Source organism: Arthrobacter sp. DualSoilB13 (assembly GCF_055389195.1).
This window is the reverse complement of record NZ_AP035865.1, coordinates 2716610-2735816: the sequence shown is the minus strand read 5'-3', so window position 1 is coordinate 2735816 and position 19207 is coordinate 2716610. Positions and strand designations below refer to the sequence as shown.

Genomic DNA, 19207 nt, shown 5'->3' with positions numbered 1-19207 from the left:
CAGCCAAGGCCATGGCCCGGCGATTTCCTTGGCGGCGGGTATGGCGTACTTCCAGCGGTTCTTCAATCGACAGCCCTGCGTCGACGGATATAGGTGGGTAAGAACCGCCGTCCATGGCGACTGTGAAGGTGGAGTTGCCACATCGCACCGTTGATGAGGAAGAGAGCAAAGTACGATTGGTGGACCGATCGTCCACGAACACCGGATTCGCACCGCTTACCGCCCTCACCGCGAGAGCTGTACTGGATACTTCCAAAATGGCGTGTTCCCTGGACATCGCGGGATCAGACACAGGAATGTCCGGCGACGCCCTTCCGATTCGGTATCGGCCACGGTGAATCCGGAAGATGGAACCCGCTCCGGGGCCTGTGTGGGTAAGCAGCATCAGGGACCTAAACAGGATCCTCCCTCCTCGATGAGGCGGAGCATCATCCACAAGGACGGCCCCTGTGATGAGAGGCGGTTGTCCCACCGTCAGAGAGCTAAGGAGGCGTCCGCCGACGGACAGGACGCCTGTCCCACGCGCGTCGGTGAGAAGTTGCTGCACCCGCGTACCGGATGCGCCCACCGGGACGGCGATGCTTAGTTCTTCAGGCTCCGCCGTTTCAGCAGCACCAGGGGCGCGTACCAAGGTGCACTCCAAGGCCATGGCTCTCCCTCTACGTCGTGGCGGTGATCAAGTGTGGGGTTGATACGAATCACGCTACGGCCCCGCGAACTCAAGCGCGGGGGCTGTTGTGGCCTATGTGGACAACTTTTGCAAAGCCCGTCGACGCGCATCCTTGACACCGCGGCTTGGTGTCTCAGCTAAGATGAATCTCGTTGTCGCGTGTGCTCAATGAGGAAGGACCTTCACCGGTGATAGTGGTTGCGGAGAGCGCCGATGTTTCAGACAAGGCGGTAATTGGTGATGGATCAAAGATTTGGCATCTGGCCCAAGTCCGCGAGCAGGCCGAATTGGGCGTCAATTGCATCGTAGGACGCGGAGCTTATATTGGCACCGGGGTCAAGATGGGGGACAACTGCAAAGTTCAGAATTATGCACTTGTCTACGAGCCCGCGGTACTGGAGGCCGGCGTCTTTATCGGCCCGGCCGTGGTACTCACAAACGATACTTACCCCCGGGCGGTTAGCCCGGATGGCGGCTTGAAGAGCGCTCACGACTGGGAGCCCGTTGGCGTCACCATTCGTGAAGGAGCATCAATCGGTGCCCGCGCCGTCTGCGTCGCACCCGTGACCATTGGTCGATGGGCAACAGTGGCTGCTGGTGCTGTTGTCGCCAAAGACGTCCCTGATTTTGCCCTGATGGTCGGAGTCCCGGCCAAACGCCATGGTTGGGTCGGTAAAGCTGGTTTCCCGCTGCAGCGCAGTGGTGAGAACTGGGTATGCCCGGAGACCGGCGCCACATATGTTGAACAGAACGAGACCCTTCGAGAGGTAGAGGCATGAGCCCCGAATTCATTCCCCCCGCTAAGCCCATCATCGGTGATGACGAGCGCAAGGCAGTAGAGGCCGTCCTGGCCTCCGGCCAACTCGCACAGGGTACGGAGGTTGCGTCCTTTGAGCAGGAGTTCTCGCAGGTCCTCCTCGACGGCAGGGCTGCCGTGGCGGTTAACTCCGGCACTTCCGGACTGCACCTCGGCCTGTTGGCTGCAGGCATCGGCCCCGGCGACGAAGTAATTGTTCCGTCGTTCACTTTTGCTGCCACCGCCAACTCCGTGGCTTTGACCGGTGCGACTCCTGTCTTCGCGGACGTGGACCTGGATCACTACACCCTTGATCCCGCATCCGTTGAATCTAAAATCACGGACCGCACGGCTGCCATCATGCCCGTTCACCTCTACGGCCACCCCTTTGACGTAGACGGAATCGGCGCGGTCGCTTCCAAGCACGGCGTGAAGGTATTCGAAGACGCAGCCCAGGCACACGGGGCGGCAGTCAACGGCCGGAAGGTGGGTACCTTCGGTGACTTCGCTATGTTCAGCCTGTACCCCACCAAGAACATGACCTCCGGCGAAGGAGGCATGGTCAGCACCGGCCTGCCCGACGTCGAGCGTCGACTCCGGCTGCTTCGCAACCAGGGCATGGAGCGCCAGTACGAAAATGAGCTTGTTGGCTTCAACGCGCGAATGACCAACATTCACGCTGCAATCGGTCGCGTGCAGCTGACCAAAATCAATGCGTGGACCAAGACCCGTCAGGAGAACGCTGCCTTCTTCGACGCCAACATCGAGGGTGTTGTCACTCCCAAGGTGTCTGAGGGCTACGAGCACGTGTACCACCAGTACACCATTCGCATTGCCGAGGACCGTGATGGATTCGCGAAGGCACTGCGTGAGGAATACAACGTTGGCTGTGGCGTGTACTACCCCATCCCCAACCACCGCCTCGCACCTTTCCAGACTTCAGATGACCTGCCCGTCACTGAGGAAGCCGCGGCCAGTGTGTTGTCGCTCCCGGTGCATCCTTCGTTGAGCCAGGACGACCTTGACCGCATCGTTTCCGCGGTCAACGCCATTGCGAAGGCAGGCAGCTAGTGGCAAATCTGCGCGCAGGCCTTATCGGGCTGGGGATGATGGGCCGCCACCACGCCCGCGTTATTCGCGAGCTTGAAGGCGTGGACCTCGTCGCCGTCGCTGATTCCTTCGGTGATCCTCACAACGTAGCCAGTGGGCTTGAGGTTTGCAGCTCGGTTGAACAGCTCATCGAGCAGGGTATCGACATGGCTGTAGCCGCGGTGCCTACTGTGCTGCACGAAGAAGTGGCGCTGCAATTGGCGGAAGCCGGAGTGCACTGCTTGGTGGAGAAGCCCATAGCCAACGACTCCGAGTCAGGCCGACGAATTGCCGAGGCTTTCGACTCACGGGGATTGATCGGTGCGGTAGGTCACATTGAGCGGTTCAACCCGTCTTTGCAAAGCCTCCGCGAACGGCTCGGCAACGGTGACCTCGGCGAGGTCTACCAAATTTCGACCCGTCGTCAGGGGCCGTTCCCGTCCCGCATCGCCGATGTCGGTGTGGTCAAGGACCTCGCAACTCACGACATCGACCTCACGGCTTGGCTTGCGCAAAGCAATTTCGTGAACGTCGTGGCACACACTACGTCCAGGAGCGGGCGCGAGCACGAGGACATGGTCACCGCTATTGGCCACCTCAAGAGCGGTGTAGTCACCAACCACATCGTCAACTGGTTGTCGCCCATGAAGGAGCGCACAACTGTGGTTTTGGGTGAGCGGGGTGCTTACATCGCGGATACCATCTCGGCTGACCTGACCTTCATCGAGAACGGCACTTTCCAGACCGATTGGGACTCCGTCGCGGCATTCCGTGGTGTTTCCGAGGGCTCGTCAACGCGTTTTGCCCTGGCAAAGCGCGAACCGCTCAAGATGGAGCACGAGGCATTCCGTGACGCTGTGCTCGGGAAGTCCATGAACATTGTCACAATGGCCGAAGGGCTTGAGACACTTCGAGTTGCTGAGGCGGTACTGGAGTCTGCAAATACGGGCTCCGTGATCTCGCTCTAGCGTTGTTCTTTTTGCAGTATTGAACGGGAGGCTGCCTGAGGGCCGAGCCTCCCGTTCGTTTTTTCCGGACAATTGCTGCCTTGCTGCCACGTACCGCCGAATCGGGGAACGATCGTAACGTCGGGTAGCCTTGACAAGTAGACGTGGGCATTTCTGTGCCCGCACGCCAATACACAGGAGAGTTTGTGAACGCTGATCTCGTCGTCGTCGGCTCGGGTTTCTTTGGCCTGACCATTGCAGAACGCGCCGCTACCGAGTTGGGGCTGAAGGTTGCGGTGCTCGATCGCCGCCACCATATTGGTGGAAACGCCTACAGCGAGAATGAGGCGCAGACCGGAATCGAGGTTCACCGCTACGGTGCACACCTCTTCCACACCTCGAATGAACGTGTATGGGAGTACGTGAACAGGTTCACCAAGTTCACGAGCTACCAGCACAAGGTTTACACCAGCCACAAGGGCGAGGTGTACCCCATGCCCATTAACCTGGGCACCATCAACCAGTTCTTCCGTTCGGCCATGAGCCCCACGGAAGCGAAGGCTCTCATCGCCGAGCAGGCTGGCGAACTGGCGGGCACCGATCCCCAGAACCTCAATGACAAGGGCATCCAACTCATTGGCCGTCCCCTGTACGAGGCTTTCATCAAGCACTACACGGGCAAGCAGTGGCAGACTGACCCGAAAGACCTGCCGGCAGAGATCATCTCGCGGCTTCCCGTGCGTTACAACTATGACAACCGGTACTTCAACGACACCTACGAAGGTCTCCCGGTAGATGGCTACACCGCTTGGATTGAGCGCATGGCAGATCACCCGAACATCGAGGTTGTCCTGAACACGGACTTCTTCGACGACGGCGAGTACGGTCGGTCATCTGTCCTCGGTCAGGTGCCGGTCATCTACACGGGTCCGGTGGACAGGTACTTCGACTACACCGAAGGTGATCTCTCGTGGCGCACCATCGATCTCGAAGAAGAGGTACTGCCGATCGAGGACTTCCAAGGCTGTTCAGTCATGAACTACCCGGACGCTGACGCCGCGTTCACGCGCATCCACGAGTTCCGTCACTTCCACCCTGAGCGCGACTACACCAAGGACGCCACCGTCATCATGCGTGAGTTCTCGCGCTTTGCTGAGAAGGGCGACGAGCCTTACTACCCCGTAAACACCTCTGATGACCGTCAGAAGCTCCTGGCGTACCGTGACCTCGCCAAGGGCGAGAAATCGGTTCTGTTTGGTGGCCGTCTTGGAACGTACAAGTACCTCGACATGCACATGGCCATCGGTTCGGCTTTGTCCATGTACGACAACAAGATCAAGCCGCACTTTACCGGCGGCGCCAAGCTTGAAAGCGGGGGAGTGGACGCATGACCGCTACAACAAACGAAAGCCAGGAGATCTCCATGACGGGCACTACTGCCGCTGAAACCCCGGCACCGACGGAAGAGAACCTGCGGATTGTCCAGCGCGTAATTTTCCCCGCCAACCGTGACCTCGACACTCTGCCGCTGTACGTGGATCCTGACACCAACAAGGTCCAGAGGAGCGGCGGGAATACCGATGTACAGGCCATCGGCATGGCACGGAAGCTCCACCCCGAAGACATCCTGGGCCGCGGCTCCGTCCAGGTCCGCCGTGGGGAGCGCCTTTCATTCGGGTCCTACTTCAACGCTTTCCCTGCCAGCTACTGGCGTAAGTGGACTATTGCTACCAAGACCGTTCTTCACATTGAAACCGAGGGCGAAGGAACGGTCATCGTGTACCGTTCCAACGCTCGTGGTGCGGCCCAGCGTGTTGATTCGATTTTGGTGGAGGGCTCGTCCACTAATGATTTCGAGCTGACATTGGCTCCCTTCGGCGACGGCGGCTGGTACTGGTTTGATCTCATTGCCGGCGGCGACGGCATGACGCTCAAGAGTGCTCATTGGGCCGTCCCTGATGAGGGTCGCGCACAAGGCCGCGTCACGCTCGGCGTCACAACGTTTAATCGCGCCGATTACTGCCTCGAGACCATCAAGTCCATCGATGCCGACGCGGGTCTCCGGGAAATCCTTGCCGAGCTCATCATCGTGGATCAGGGCAACAAGAAGGTAGCTGACGAAGCTGGCTTCGACACCGTTGCAGAGTCCATGGGTGATCAACTCCGGATCATCAACCAGGGTAACCTGGGCGGCTCTGGCGGCTTTGCCCGGAACATGTACGAAATGGTTGTTTCTGACAAGAGCGACTACGTCATGCTGCTCGACGACGACATCGAGCTGGAAACAGAGGGAGTCATGCGTGCGGTGGCGTTTGCCGACCTCTGCCGCAAGCCGACCATTGTTGGCGGCCACATGTTCGACATGTACAACAAGTCGGTCCTGCACGCCTACTCAGAGGTCGTCAACTTCTACCGGTTCCTCTGGGGCCCGGTGGAAGGGCTCGGTAATCACGACTTCTCCAATGCAGGTCTGCGTTCCACGCCTCAGCTTCACCGTCGCTGGGATGCAGACTACAACGGCTGGTGGATGTGCCTTATCCCCAAGACGGTTGTGGAGACCATTGGCCTGTCCCTCCCGGTGTTCATTAAGTGGGACGACGCGGAGTATTCCCTCCGCGGCCGCGCAGCCGGCTTCCCAACAGTAACCCTTCCCGGGGCTGCAGTTTGGCATGTCTCTTGGGCCGATAAGGACGACTCCGTAGACTGGCAGGCCTACTACCACGAACGCAATCGTCTCATCGCGACGCTCTTGCATTCGCCGTTCCCCAAGGGCGGACGCATCTTGCGGGAGAGCCTGAACACGGATGTCAAGCACCTGGTGTCAATGCAGTATTACCCCGAGCAGGCCCGCGTTATGGCGCTCCGGGATGTACTTGCCGGACCGGGCAATCTGCACGAGCAACTGCCCACCACCATGCCTCAGCTCCGTGCCATGCGGGAGGAATTCCAGGACTCCCAGGTCAAGACGGACCCCGCTGCGTTCCCGGAAGTTTTCCGCAAGCGTCCTCCGAAGAAGCCGCAATCCTACAAGCAGCCCGGGGCGCTGGGCCTGCTTCCCTGGGCCGTGAAGACTGTCCTTAAGCAGACGCTTGCGCCTGTCCGTGATACCGCGAAGGCCAACCCTGAAGCGCATGTAGCTCATCAGGATGGCAAATGGTGGAGCTTGGCGCACTTGGACAGTGCCGTTGTGTCCAACGCGGACGGCACAGGGGCTTCCTGGCATTTGCGGGATCCCAAGATGGCCCGGCAGCTGCTGGTCGAATCCGCCAGGCTCCATGCGCAGCTCTTCTCCAACTGGGAGACCCTTCGGGCCCAGTACCAGGAGGCGCTTCCTGAGATTACTTCCATGGAATCGTGGCGGAAAACCTTCGAAGCCTCGGAGCCCAGCAAGTAGCGATGACGACTTCCACTGATACCTATGCTGTTCCCGGGGTAGGAGCGGGGCTGCTGGATGTTTACCGGCGCCGCTATCTCCTGAAATTGATCGTGCGTAAGGAACTCCGTGTGAGGTACCGGGGTTCTGTCCTGGGCCTTGCCTGGTCCTACGTCAAACCTCTGGTTCAGTACGTTGTGCTGTTCTTCGCTTTGGGGATTGTGCTTCGCGTAGGGGATCAGATTCCCAATTACGCGCTGTACATGTTCTCCGGCGTCATCGTCATCAATTTCTTCTCGGAAGCGTTCTCGAATGCCACGAGATCAATCGTGTCGAATGCCGCGCTGGTCAAAAAGATCTATCTGCCAAGGGAGCTGTTCCCGGTAGCCTCTGTCTGGGTGGCAGCGGTTCATTTCCTTCCCCAACTGGTGGTCTTGTTGGCAGCTGCGCTGCTCAGCGGGTGGAAACCGGACATTATGCAGCTCATTGGAGCTGCTCTGGGCTTCGTCATTGTGGCAGTAACGGCGACCGGCCTGGGCCTCTTGGCCGGAGCCGTCAATGTCTTCTTCCGCGATGCTGAGAACATCGTCGACATGTTGATGATGATCGTCACGTGGACATCGCCCGTGCTTTATGACTGGACCATGATCCGCCGGCTGGCACCGCCTTGGGTGTTGTTCATCTACCAGCTCAACCCGATCACGGTGGCTGTCGAGTTGTTCCACTGGGCCTTCTGGTATCCCACTGTTGACCGTCCAGTCGAACTGCCTCCACATCTGATGTGGACGGGATTGATTGGTTTGGGCATGGCTGCCTTGTTCCTTATCATCGGCCAACTCGTCTTCCGACGACTTGAGGGCCACTTTGCGCAGGAGGTCTAGATGAGCGCCGCAATAATCGTCAAGGGCCTTAAGAAGACCTTCAATCTCCGCCATTCGCACTCCCTCAAGGAGACCCTGGTATGGCTGGTGAAGGGCCGGAAAAGCGACCTCAGCAAGAAGTTCGATGCACTCCATGACGTGAGCTTCGAGATTCAGCCAGGGGAGACCGTGGCTTTGTTGGGTTTCAACGGCTCGGGTAAATCCACGCTGTTGAAACTCATCTCCGGCGTTATCCTGCCGGACAAAGGCACAGTCCGCACGAAGGGTCGCGTTGCCGGGTTGATCGAAGTTGGCGCAGGTTTTCACCCGGACTTGTCCGGTCGCGAGAATGTCTTCCTCAATGCCGCTATCCTCGGAATGACCGAGCAGGAAATCAACGAGAAGTTCGACGAAATCGTTGCGTTCTCCGAGATAGAGCAGTTCATCGACACCGAAGTGAAGTTCTATTCCTCCGGTATGTTCCTGAGGCTTGCTTTCGCAGTAGCAGTCCACACTCAGCCCGATATCTTCTTGGTGGATGAGATTTTGGCGGTGGGCGACGAACCCTTCCAGAAGAAGTGTCTGGCTAAAATCAAGCAGCTTTCGGATGAGGGACGGACGCTGGTTGTGGTCAGCCACGACCTCGACATGATCTCGCGCATCTGCGACAGGGGAGTTGTGCTTGCCTCCGGCACGGTGCAGTTTGAAGGCCCCGCTGACCAGGCTGTGGCATGGCTTCGCGATAGCAACTAGCAGGTACTGGCTGTTTGAACCCTACGGTGGACAGTAATATGGCCACCGCACATCATCTCTGTATGATGCGCGGTGGCCTTTGTCGTATGTGAGTAGCAATAGGCGGGAACGGGGCCCCGCCCGCACTACTTAATGGCTGCTGAAGGCACCTGCCAGGGGTCCACAAAGAAGAGCGTCCGCCCCCTTTGGGGCGGACGCTCTTCTGACTTATGGGTGGCTCTACTGCCTTTCAGCCGCTTAGACAGCGACCTTCTCAGCTGAAACCGGTAAAACGTCTGCCTCTGACCGCGTGCGGCGATGCCGACGAACATAGTGGAATACCGTGAACAACAGAATGCCGAACCATGCAGCGCCCTGAGCGGCGAGACCCATGGTGAGGCCCGGCGTCGTGAACGTTACGTCCACGGATGTGGCGCCGGCCGGGACATCCACCAGTATTACTCCTGCCGGACCCTGCGTGAGCTTCTGCGGTTCGCCATCAACCGTGACGGTGTAGCCGGGCCATGCGAGACGGGCAAGCGTCAGCTTTCCCGCAGTGCCGTCTCCGGACAAGGTGATGTGTTCGTCATTGCCGTTCCTGACGGAATCCTTGACGGAGATGCCATCTGAAGCCCAGGAAACGGTGCCTGGATAGGGCAACGGGTTATCCCGCTGAAGGATGGTCCTGGTCTCATCCGAGGCCACAATTGACCAGCCCGGGGCAACGGTGAGTTGGTCAGGGGCGATCAGCGTCTTTTGGACGGACACCGTCTCGACCTGAAGAACGTCAGCCAACGTTACGTCGATTTCCCCGGAGGCCTGTTTGAACAGCTCAGTGTAGGCCAGAGGGCAGGTCTCGCCCCGGTAGTTCATGCACAAGGCATTGACGTATGTTGTGAAGCTGATTCCGCTATAGCGGCCCATGCTGTTGTTGACGTCTGCATTGAGGATCTGATTGCCGTAGAGGAGGCGGCCCTCAGTGAATTCCTGGCCAGTGATCTTCATAGTGTTGAAGATCTGGATTGTGTTGCCTTTGTAGCTACTGGTGGCGTCACGGAGCGTGTCCGCATCCACGGGGGAGCCGATGCCGGCAACAGCATTGTTAGGGATGAACTGCCTGGACTGCATGCCCAGCGTCGCGATCGTTCCCACCACCATCACTGCCGCCAGCCCCCGGTAGCCGAACCGTTTCCATCCAAGTACAGCCAAAGCCACCAGAACAAGCGTCACGAACAGTGTGAAAATCTGCCATTTGCCGCCGCCGGGCACCATGGACCAGGCCCGGTAGGTCCCAAAGCCGAGGATGGCGACGGTGATGAACAACCGTTTCTTCCAGGATGAGGTCTTCAAACCGGCTGAGGCCACCACCGCGACGAGGACGATGACGCCGAGGTAGACGTATTCGATGAGTCGGATGGGCCAGCGGAAGACGAGCACCTGGGAGGGGGCAAAGGTCAGCAGGAAGTAAATGCCAGTGATGATGTAGATGCTGAATATTTGGCGCGAGCGGTTACGGAAGCTGCGGAAATCCAGCCACGGAAGCAAAGGCAGGACGAACCACGCCAAGTAACTTGAGGGAACGTTGTCTATGGGGGCCCAGAAGTTGTTGATCCGAGGCATCATCGAGGATGTACTCATCGTTAGCAGCGATGACATGTCCGGAGCGAGAAAGAGGTCATTCAGGATTTCGTTCTGCTGGCGAACGGTCACCGCGGAGCTGAGTGGCAGGGGGAAATAGACCAGGACAGCGGTCAGACCCACCAAGGCGCCGACGATGACGATTGGAATGAGCCGACGCCAGTGCCTCATCAGCATCAGTTCGACGGCGACTGCTGCCAGGACCAGGATGACGCCAATGGCTCCGTAGGGATTCCCGGCCGTCATGGTAAGGAAGCCCAACAGGAACGGCAGGAACGGGGAGGTGTTGCGACGTGCGTAGCGTCGGACCGACCACCAGAAAACGGTAATCCAAGCGAAGGCCATGAGGCCTCCCGGCCAGCGGGCTGCTTCGTAGAAGAGCGTGAAGCCGCTGAAGGGGATGGCTACGCCGGCGGCCAAGGCAAGCGGCCGGTTGGAACCGTAATCGCGGGCCAGCATGAACGTACCAAATGCGAGCAACGCGATGAACTGGACGATGATGAAATAGCTCGCCAGAGACAGGTTCTCGAAGTTCGAAACAATAACAGAGTTGACGATGTTGACCGGGTTGAAGATACCGTAGCCCACCTCGGCCACAATGTTCCCGCCAACCCAGCCGCCTGGCTCCATGAGCGGGAATCGGCCGGACCGTATTTCCTCGCCCATGTGCCGCCACAGAGGGAGGAAGGACTGCATCATGTCGTCCCAGTAATAGAACGTGGGGTTGAAGAGTCGGGGGATGATGGAGGCGACGGCTGCTATGGCGGCAGTGACTATGCCCCAATGCCAGTCGTGCTGCAAGAAGTAGCGCCGCCGGGCAACCGGCGGGCGCTGGGCAGTAGCCCCGGATGTTCCTGCTGTCATGGTCTTGGCTTGCTCCTTAGCGCGCGGCATAAGTCTGAATATTGGCCCGGGGCATCCGGAACCCGCTACTTGGCCTCGGCGGTGGAGTCAGCGGGGGTCTTGGAGACGGACTGCTGCCGCCACCGGAAGTGAACAAAAGCGATACCGACGCACAGCAGGTCCGCAATGGTGAACATGATTCGTGACAGGGCTGCGATTGCTGTTGCAGCGCCGGCGCTCATCATTCCGGCCAGGGCAAGGATGAGGATGGCTTCCCGGGCACCAACGCCGGCAGGAAGCAGGAATGCGAGTACACCCAAGGTCATGCCAAGCGCCAAAGCGCCGGTCAGGACCAGGAACGTCGCGAGGTCCAGGGTGGCCTCGTGGCCGACCAGGATCCACAAGTGCAGGCCAAAGCACAGGTACATCAGAACGCCAAGGATGAAGGCCTTCACCATGGTGTTGGCCTGAATACGCTCGGGAAGCGGCGGACGGCGGAAGACCCGCAGGACGATATTGACCAGGAACGTCACAACGTTCGGGTTCATCGCCAGGATCACTACAGGGAGTATGACGTACAGCCACTGCAGATTTGGCTGACGCTGGACCAGTATCGGAAGAGCCGAAGCTCCAACTACCAATGCCGCTCCGATGGTGATCCCCGTACTCACCAGGGATGCAACGAACACCTGCGCACGCGCGATGCCGTTCTTACGTCCAAGCTCCATCTGCAGCACGAACGCCCACACGGAACCGGGCAGGTATTTGCCGATTTGGCCGACGAGGTAGATCTGGTTGAGCACCAAGCCCTGGGGTTCGATGTCTACTGACCGTAGGAGGCTTGCCATGACGACGCGCCACATAAACATCCCGAGGAGAACACCAGGGATGAGTGCCAAGAGGGACAGCAGGACCTGCCACCACTGCAGGGCGAAAACTGTGGCCTGCACCTGCGGCCATTGGACTGCAATGAAGTACACTGCGGCGGCGAAAACGATGACCACCAGCGCGCGCCGTGCGAAGTCAACCAGCTTGGCTTTCGTGGTCTTTGCAGGCGGCTGTTCCTGGTTCAGATCGTTGTCGTTTGACGGAGTCTCTGCGATTGAATCCGTCATGAGGCGTGCGTTCCCGCGCTGGGAGCCGCGGCGAACTCCCGCCGGCGGCGACGCATGGCCACCAGTCCTTTGAACATCTTCACGACGTCGGCAGTCCGGATGGTTGTTTCGCCCGGTTCGTCGTCGGGTGCCAGAGTGACGGGCACTTCGACGATCTGGAAGCCTTGCTTTTCAGCGGCATAGACGACTTGGGTGCTGAAGAGGAACCCGGGATCGTCGAAGCGGTCAACCATGCTTCGAAGCCACTCGCCGTCAACAATCAGGGTTCCCTGGGAGTCGCCGATCTTGGATCCAAGGATGACCTGACGCAGGGTCTTAAAGCCGAAGGTGGTGATTCCACGGATTGCACTTCGCTCAGTGACCGAGTCCTTGTGGGCCTTCGAACCGATGACAACGTGTGGTTTGGTGGCTAGTTTCTTGTCTTCGTCCAGATCATCCGTGCCGAAGGGGAGATCGTCGGCCGTAAGGAGTACCCGGCGGCCGGAGCTGGCTTCGATGCCCCTGCGGTAGGCATTTCCCATGCCCTTTTGGCTCTGGAGAACCTGGAACGTCACGTGGGGAGTGTCCACCGCGTGCTTGTGGGCGACCTCGAGTGTTTTGTCGGAAGAACCATTCTCCACGATGATGATCTCGGAGGTGCCACTGGTCAAGTAGCCGGAAAGACGGGCCATTGTTGCCGCCAAAATCCGTTCTCCGTTATAGACCGGGATCACAACGGAGAGATCCGGTTGGCCTGCCTGGTCGAAAGTCAAGACTCTCCTCGGTAGTTCGTGCCGACGAATTCTTGAACGCCAGCCGCAGCCCGCAACGCTGGTGTCACGAGTTCCTTGCAAACCCTCAGTCTAGTTCATTGTTGGATGCCTTCTGTGGAAGGGCAGCAGCTTCGCCGCCCATGGCAGACAAAAGGGGTGCACCGGATATTCTCCGATGCACCCCTCGAAACAGCAAGCTACGTCCGGCCCCTATCAGGGGAGCGAAGTGAATCCTTGCCATCCGTTGCCGACCTGGCCCCAGGCCAGCCAGCCGCCGGAACCGTTGCCGGGATAGAGCCACAGATTGCCGTTGGCATCCCGGGCGAGGACATCAGCTTTGCCGTTGCCGTTGAAATCGCCAGGTCCGAGCAGCGCCGTCATGCCACTCCATCCGCTGCCGATCTGCGTGCGCGTTCCCCAGCCGCTGCTGCCGTTGCCTGGGTAGAGCCACAAGCCGCCGCCCGTATCCCGGGCAATGACATCGGTCTTCGAATCACCGTTGAAGTCGCCGGTGCTGAAGATGGCATTCATGACGTTCCACCCTGCTCCGACCTGGGTCCGGCCGGCGCTGAACTTACCTAGTCCGTCACCCTTGTAGAGCCACAGCACTCCGGAGGCATCCCTGGCCAGGACATCGGATTTGCCGTCTCCGCTGAAGTCGCCCGGTGCCAACACGGCCGTGAAGCCGCTCCAGCCGGCACCTACAGCTTCCGCAGGTTGCCACCCACCTGCGCCGTTGCCCCTGAAGAGCCAGATCTGGCCCGACGCATCCCTCGCCAGCACATCGCTTCGTCCATCGCCGCTGAAGTCCCGCGTGGGGATGATCAGGTTGTAGTTGTTCCACGATGTACCGGTGTTGACCTTGCCCAACCAACCGCCGGTGCCATTGCCCGGATAGAGCCACAACGTACCAGCAGCGTCCCTGGCGAGGACGTCATTCTTGGCGTCGGAGTTGTAGTCCTTCCAAGTGTTTGCCGGCGCCGCTGGAAGTGTGTACGTCTGCGAGGCCACCGCGGATTGGTTCCCGGCAGCATCAACCGCGAAGTACTTCACCGTGGTAGTGGACGCCGGAGTAACTGTCACCGTCGTGGTCCCGGAGGGGCTTGAAACGGTTGGAGTGGAGTTGTCCGTGGTGTAGTAGATCTTCGCCCCGGACTCCGTAGTCAACGTGACCTTTTGACCAAGGGTGAGCTTTCCGCCCAAGGGGCTTGCAGTCACCGTTGGGGCGACGTTGTCCAGTACGTACACCTGGGATTGAGGTGCGGAGGCATTGTTGGCTGCGTCCACGGCAATGTACTGGATGGTCTTGTTTCCCATGGTGATGGGACCGGTGTAGAGCGTGCTGGCAGCGGTGGGAGTGGTGCCATTGTCCGTGTAGTAGATCTTGGCATCGGGCTCATTCGCGGTCAGCGTGACCTTGGTTGCAGGTCCGTACGTTCCGCCTACGGGACTGGCTGTCACCGTCGGTGGAGTCGTGTCAGCTACGAAGACCGTGAAGTTGACGCCCGCAACAGTGGTGTTGCCTGCCCCGTCCCTGGCCTCTACCTCGAACCTCTTTGGTCCGTTCGCGATGTCCGCGTAGACCTTCGGCGAGGTGCATGCGGTAAAGGCATCGGTTCCCAAGCGACAGCGGAATCCCGCCACGTCCGGGGAGCTGGAGCCAAATTGGAACTGGTAGCCAGCACCTACGGTAGCTCCGCTGGCCGGAGCTGTGATGGCCACCTGGGGGGCGGTCAGATCAGCTGTCACTGTTTGTGCAGCAACGGGGCTGACGTTGCCGGCCCGGTCTGTACTGCGGATCCTCAAAGTGTGCGCACCTTCTGTGGTGAGCGTGAAAGTGTCTCCGGGTACACAAGCCTGGAAAGCGGCGTCGGCCGTCGAGTCGACTGAACAGGTGAGCGCTGTTCCCGGCTCGAACGTGGCACCCAGGACAGGTTTACCGTTGACTACCTGTCCACTGTTTGGAGCGGTGAAGACAGGCGCAGCAGGTGCGACCGTGTCCACAGTGAAGCTCCTGGACACCGGGACTCCACCCGGGGCAGGCCTTACGGAGAAGGTCTGGGGTCCGTTGAGCAGTGCAGCTGACGTATACGTTCCGCCTGTGCAGTTCACCCACGTGCCGCCCATTGAACATTCCAAGGCACTGCCGGCCGGTTCAGCTGTCACAACGAACGTTGGTGTGGTGTCATTGGTGAATTCGGGGTTGGGGGCCAGTGCACCGTTGGCCAGCGTGGGTCCTGAGGTAATTTTGGCCACCGCGCCGCCAAGGATGCTGATACTGCCCCGGCCGGTACCCGGGGTTGAGCCCAGTTGTCCCGGATCGTCCAGGACCAGAAGTTGACCCCCACGCATGCCCAGGCCGCTGATTTTGCTGAATCCCAAGGCCCATTGGTTGTCGACTGCGCCGGTGCTGAGGTTTAGCCGCGATACCTTGTCTGCGCCCGCCGTGGTGCCGCTGCTCGTCCCTGTGTAGATAACGTGGGCGTCGTAGTCGTAGAAGATCGCTGAAGCGACGCCTACGTTGTAGGAGGTCAACGGTACGTAATCTGTCATTTCACCGTTGCCCGGAGCGGAGAATGCCCGGAGGCCACTGGTTTCGAGTACATAGACACTGACGTGTCCGTTGCTGTCCCAGCCTGCTGCAACAAGGCCCAGCGCCCGAGTGGTGACCGATGCGATGGATTCGATGCTCGGATGCATGATGGTCGGATCAACGATCTTGATGATGGAGCGGGCATTTGCGAAAGACAGGTAAATGTTGCCGTCAGGGCCGTCGGAAACTGCATTGGGACGAACGTCGCCATCGAGGACCGTCAGCGTACTGCTGTATTCGAAGAGGTCCAGCGGCGGATTCCACACTGCCCGGACAAGATGTGAACTCCCCACAGCGGAGTCGGGGATGAATGCTGTCTCATCACCGTTGCCTATGGATCCAGGCGTCGGATCAAGGACGATGGAGACTCCTGGAACCTTGGGTCCTGGCCCGGCATCGGGTGAGGTTCCGCCCAGGCACGTGTCCTGTTCAATGGTGCCTGCATTTCCGTTCACTGGTTCGGACATCCGGCAGAAACCGGCCACGCTGTCTGAAACCCACATCCGCCCAATCGGGTCCAGCACCGTCCCCGCCGGCTTGGTAAGCCCGATCCCAATGATTTGTTTCTGTTGGTCTGCATGGGCTGGGGTGCTTGAGACCACCGCCGACATACCCGCCACCGTCAGAAGAACCGCAGCCAATGCTGTGATGATCTTGTGTCCCCGAAGCCGCCAACCGGCGTCGTTCCTTTTTTGCTGTTCCATCACGCCACTTCCTTCAGCCACTTGGTCAGGACTGCGGCCTGAGGTGCCATGGGGGCCAGCGTGAGCGCTCCCTTAACAATGGGAACTCCACCAAGCCCATAGAGTGCGGTACTGATGGTTGGCGGATTGTTTCTGGTGCAGGCTTTGATAATCGCAAGACAAATGTCAGTGCGCGCGCCGGTGGCTCCGGCTTCTACAGCGACATTAACCGCGGCATTTTCTTCCGCTTCCAATACTTGGGGCTGAGGGCCCACATAAGTCACTACGACGTCGGAGAATTTTTTGTATTGGGTGTTTGCCCAAACCTCTTGAAGGCTCGACAAGATGATGAGCGGATTCCCGTTGGGTCCGCGACACTCGAATTGATAGCGCTTTACTGGTTCAGGTCTTTCGACGCGTGGTTTGTCGGCATCGCCGGCATTCGTCACGCCCAGTTTGAATGGCTCAACATTTTCAACGACCTTGACCGAGCAGCCTGTAAGAACGAGACCGGCTAGGCCAAGCTGGACGACAACGCGTCTTGGCATGTCCACCGAGGGATCCCCACTTCATTCGGATGCTCCCCAGCTCCGCATGCAGTTGGATTTTCGCCCCAGCCGTTACCGGCTGCATTACTCCATCTTCTCCCAAATTCCGCATTTGTCACTAGTTAGGACGTCTTTTTCTTCAAGGATTATTCCGGATTGACCTTCTGCTGCCCCGCCCGAGGCCTTTTTGCTGCCATCAGAGGCCGAGACCGACCAGGTGCAGGCCTCGGGCGGGGTCTTCCGGAGCTGGAACTTCCCCGGAACCAGGCCGCCGTCGGCTACTGCATACTCGCCGTCTGCAGCCCGTTCGCCTGATGCCCAGAGCCCTATGATTCTTCCTTGTGGTGCCCTCGGGCAAAGCTCACTGGCGGCCTGCAGCATCTGCCGGCTGCTTCGTCCGAAAAGCTCTGACGCAGCGTCATCGCTGACCCGCGTGCATAGTGCCAGTGCCGTCAGGTAGGTGTCGAGACCTTCTGAGGGAGTAATGCCGGGCTTTGCCAGGGAGATGATCCTTGCTTCATCCTCAGTGGGTTCGAAGGGAAGGGGGCCTTCAAAGCTCGCGGTGCATGAAGACAGCCGCACATATTCTGTCGAAGCCCACACCTCGGCAAGGCTTGAGTACGTAACATCCGGAACAGCCTCGTTGAGGTTCGAGCACGTATAGAGAAACCGGCCCGAATCATCAGGGGCACCGGCACCCTGGCCGCTGCCACTAGCTGCTGTGGTGGGTTCGGGATCCGACGCTGGCGATGAAGGAGTTGAGCTCGGAGGTGCCGACGCGGAGGAAGGGGCGGTAGGGGCGGGCGGTGCTGTTGGCCCGGAGCATCCGGCAATCAGCAGTATCAGCGCCGCAGCGGCCGGGTACAAGGTTCTCATGATGACCTCCACCTCCATGGTTGTCGTACCGCGAGTGCCGGTCAATGAATTTGCCCCGGAATCGGGTATCGATACCGCTACAAAATGGTGCAACCGTCGAAGGCCCTGCTCCTTGGACCAGGGCCTTCCGCAGTGATGGTTTTCAGGCGAACATCGAGTTCAGGGTGTTGATGACCGTTGCTTCAACGCCTGTTGTTCCACCCCGGAAGTGGCCGATGTGTCCGTAAACGGTCATGGAGCCTCCCGCAATGCCCGGATGGTCAGGATCCCAGCCGCCCTCGTAGCTGCCCCCGGATGAATAGGGTGGCAGGAACTGCGCACTGGGGACGTAGTAGCAGGACTCGTTTCCGTAACCACCAACAATCACTCCGTTGGCGCCTCCGAATCTTCCACGGAAGTATGCGGCATAGCCGCTGACCAGCTCTCCACCGACGATTCCGATCCTCAGCTGAGGGCTGCCCCCGAACTTCCACACTTGGAACGGGCAGACAACCGACGTCTCATAGCTGCCGCTATCGATTCGACCGATCATGACTTGGGCATGGCGGCCGTACCACGCCGGGTTTCCGTCCAGATTGGGCAGACGGGAAGCGTAAGCGGCGCGTACCGCTGCCATGTTCCCGGCCGTGGGCGTGATGTCCAGCGGGATCTGCACTTCCTGATAGCTGGTCTGGAGGGGGCTGCCAATGGACCTTCCCGGTGTTTGCATGGCCCGGTCAACAGCAGCGCCGAGGGTGGTGGCATACTCATCCCTCAGCTCCCAGCTGGGCACTCCCATGGGGTTCTGGTCTCCAGCCGCTCCCTGGAGGAACAAGGCAAAGCACTCGGGGTTGGTGTTTTCGATGTAGTTGCATGCTCCGGCGGGATAATCGCCGTCGAAAAGCGTGCGCATACCAGCGGCCACAGGGTGGCAAGCGTAGTTGAAAATAACCGCAGCGGCGTTGCCGTTTGGCTTGCGCGCGACGATGACCGGAACAGTGTTCTCAAGATAGGGCAATCCCACCCTGTTGTACGCGATGCTGGCAGTGGTGACTTTGTAGTCCAAGGTGACCGGCGTCTGGGCTGCGTTCAGCGCTTCACTGGCAGCCTGTACGAGATCGTTCTCCAAATGCTGGCTGTACGTCTCCACCATGGACAGATCCGACAACCCATAGCACATGAACGGATGCAGGGTGTCCACCACGGCCGGTCCGTTGTGGGTGTGCGTGGACTGGATCAGGATGTCGCCGTTGGACCAGCCCGCCAGCGCCAGGATCCGTTGCCGGGCCCGTTGGTGGATAGACCTGGGGAGGGCAAGAATGTCCACGCTCATGATCAGGTTGGGGGAGCCGTTTTCCCACAGTACGATCGCACGAACCCACAATGATTCGTAGGGTGCACTGCTGGTGGCCTCCCGGCCGCCGTCGAGAGTCCCGTACCCCGCCATGTAGGGATTGACGTCAAGCGGCGGCGAAATGCTGACCTTGGCCGTTGAAACGGTAAACGCCATGAAAGATCACTCCTTGATTGTGCGCATTGGTGACCTTCGTTTGCCCCCAAACAAAGCCCGTTTCCCGAATGCGCTGAACAGCCAATACGTGAGACCACCTTCATTAGATCACGCAACCCCGTGATTTAGACCCCGTCCTTCGACCGAAACATTATTTGTTTCCTTTAGAGAGTTTTTCCAAATGCGAAAGGACCTGCACGCTC

Annotated in this window: 14 protein-coding genes and 1 pseudogene; 7 read left to right on the top strand and 8 right to left on the bottom strand. The window is 59.4% G+C overall.

The window, feature by feature from the left end:
* Nucleotides 1-202: 202 nt before the first annotated feature.
* Nucleotides 203-277: pseudogene (locus ACZ5J0_RS12575) on the bottom strand (hypothetical protein); the annotation flags it as partial.
* Between the two features lie 554 nt (nt 278-831).
* Here ACZ5J0_RS12575 and ACZ5J0_RS12570 point away from each other — a divergent pair.
* The 7 genes from ACZ5J0_RS12570 (at nt 832) to ACZ5J0_RS12540 (ending at nt 8488) form a co-directional block, all read left to right on the top strand.
* Entirely contained in the window at nt 832-1449 is a 618-nt protein-coding gene (locus ACZ5J0_RS12570; RefSeq protein ID WP_014922230.1) for an acyltransferase, read from the top strand.
* Complete coding sequence (locus ACZ5J0_RS12565; protein WP_142938567.1) at nt 1446-2537, top strand: DegT/DnrJ/EryC1/StrS family aminotransferase; 1092 nt, start codon at nt 1446-1448, stop codon at nt 2535-2537. Before ACZ5J0_RS12570 ends, ACZ5J0_RS12565 begins: the two co-directional genes overlap by 4 nt.
* A complete protein-coding gene (locus tag ACZ5J0_RS12560; RefSeq protein WP_142938568.1) occupies nt 2537-3523 on the top strand; it encodes a Gfo/Idh/MocA family protein in 987 nt (328 codons plus the stop codon). The genes ACZ5J0_RS12565 and ACZ5J0_RS12560 overlap by 1 nt, the downstream gene beginning before the upstream one ends.
* Nucleotides 3524-3708: 185 nt before the next feature.
* Nucleotides 3709-4893 (top strand): UDP-galactopyranose mutase, encoded by a 1185-nt coding sequence (gene glf / locus ACZ5J0_RS12555; protein WP_142938569.1) that lies wholly within the window; start codon nt 3709-3711, stop codon nt 4891-4893.
* On the top strand, nt 4890-6896 hold the full coding sequence (locus ACZ5J0_RS12550; protein ID WP_142938570.1) for a glycosyltransferase: 2007 nt from the start codon (nt 4890-4892) through the stop codon (nt 6894-6896). Before glf ends, ACZ5J0_RS12550 begins: the two co-directional genes overlap by 4 nt.
* A gap of 2 nt (nt 6897-6898) precedes the next feature.
* A complete protein-coding gene (locus ACZ5J0_RS12545; RefSeq protein ID WP_165450180.1) occupies nt 6899-7756 on the top strand; it encodes an ABC transporter permease in 858 nt (285 codons plus the stop codon).
* Nucleotides 7757-8488, top strand: coding sequence for an ABC transporter ATP-binding protein (locus ACZ5J0_RS12540; RefSeq protein WP_142938572.1), 732 nt, complete (start codon nt 7757-7759; stop codon nt 8486-8488).
* Nucleotides 8489-8725: 237 nt separating this feature from the next.
* Here ACZ5J0_RS12540 and ACZ5J0_RS12535 read toward each other — a convergent pair whose 3' ends face one another.
* From ACZ5J0_RS12535 to ACZ5J0_RS12505, 7 genes are all read right to left on the bottom strand, one after another.
* On the bottom strand, nt 8726-10969 hold the full coding sequence (locus tag ACZ5J0_RS12535) for a glycosyltransferase family protein (RefSeq protein WP_223940535.1): 2244 nt from the start codon (nt 10967-10969) through the stop codon (nt 8726-8728).
* A 65-nt stretch (nt 10970-11034) separates the two neighbouring features.
* Nucleotides 11035-12063, bottom strand: coding sequence for a lysylphosphatidylglycerol synthase domain-containing protein (locus tag ACZ5J0_RS12530; RefSeq protein ID WP_142938574.1), 1029 nt, complete (start codon nt 12061-12063; stop codon nt 11035-11037).
* The gene (locus ACZ5J0_RS12525; protein ID WP_223940534.1) at nt 12060-12815 is read right to left on the bottom strand and encodes a glycosyltransferase; all 756 of its coding nucleotides are present in this window, start codon (nt 12813-12815) and stop codon (nt 12060-12062) included. Before ACZ5J0_RS12525 ends, ACZ5J0_RS12530 begins: the two co-directional genes overlap by 4 nt.
* Before the next feature lie 213 nt (nt 12816-13028).
* A complete protein-coding gene (locus ACZ5J0_RS12520) occupies nt 13029-16112 on the bottom strand; it encodes a chitobiase/beta-hexosaminidase C-terminal domain-containing protein (RefSeq protein ID WP_166840147.1) in 3084 nt (1027 codons plus the stop codon).
* Nucleotides 16112-16639: a hypothetical protein gene (locus tag ACZ5J0_RS12515; RefSeq protein ID WP_142938662.1), complete on the bottom strand. Its 528-nt coding sequence runs from the start codon at nt 16637-16639 to the stop codon at nt 16112-16114. The genes ACZ5J0_RS12520 and ACZ5J0_RS12515 overlap by 1 nt, the downstream gene beginning before the upstream one ends.
* A gap of 84 nt (nt 16640-16723) precedes the next feature.
* Nucleotides 16724-17515 (bottom strand): hypothetical protein, encoded by a 792-nt coding sequence (locus tag ACZ5J0_RS12510; protein WP_223940533.1) that lies wholly within the window; start codon nt 17513-17515, stop codon nt 16724-16726.
* A gap of 142 nt (nt 17516-17657) precedes the next feature.
* Nucleotides 17658-19004: a hypothetical protein gene (locus tag ACZ5J0_RS12505; protein ID WP_142938577.1), complete on the bottom strand. Its 1347-nt coding sequence runs from the start codon at nt 19002-19004 to the stop codon at nt 17658-17660.
* Between the last annotated feature and the right edge of the window lie 203 nt (nt 19005-19207).

What these genes read in the sequence shown, in the direction of transcription:
- ACZ5J0_RS12565 (WP_142938567.1), top strand. Translation starts at nt 1,446, where the DNA reads ATGAGCCCCGAATTCATTCCCCCCGCTAAGCCCATCATCGGTGATGAC.
- ACZ5J0_RS12550 (WP_142938570.1), top strand. Translation starts at nt 4,890, where the DNA reads ATGACCGCTACAACAAACGAAAGCCAGGAGATCTCCATGACGGGCACT.
- ACZ5J0_RS12545 (WP_165450180.1), top strand. Translation starts at nt 6,899, where the DNA reads ATGACGACTTCCACTGATACCTATGCTGTTCCCGGGGTAGGAGCGGGG.
- ACZ5J0_RS12540 (WP_142938572.1), top strand. Translation starts at nt 7,757, where the DNA reads ATGAGCGCCGCAATAATCGTCAAGGGCCTTAAGAAGACCTTCAATCTC.
- ACZ5J0_RS12535 (WP_223940535.1), bottom strand. Translation starts at nt 10,969, where the DNA reads ATGACAGCAGGAACATCCGGGGCTACTGCCCAGCGCCCGCCGGTTGCC.
- ACZ5J0_RS12530 (WP_142938574.1), bottom strand. Translation starts at nt 12,063, where the DNA reads ATGACGGATTCAATCGCAGAGACTCCGTCAAACGACAACGATCTGAAC.
- ACZ5J0_RS12520 (WP_166840147.1), bottom strand. Translation starts at nt 16,112, where the DNA reads ATGGAACAGCAAAAAAGGAACGACGCCGGTTGGCGGCTTCGGGGACAC.
- ACZ5J0_RS12515 (WP_142938662.1), bottom strand. Translation starts at nt 16,639, where the DNA reads ATGCCAAGACGCGTTGTCGTCCAGCTTGGCCTAGCCGGTCTCGTTCTT.
- ACZ5J0_RS12510 (WP_223940533.1), bottom strand. Translation starts at nt 17,515, where the DNA reads ATGAGAACCTTGTACCCGGCCGCTGCGGCGCTGATACTGCTGATTGCC.
- ACZ5J0_RS12505 (WP_142938577.1), bottom strand. Translation starts at nt 19,004, where the DNA reads ATGGCGTTTACCGTTTCAACGGCCAAGGTCAGCATTTCGCCGCCGCTT.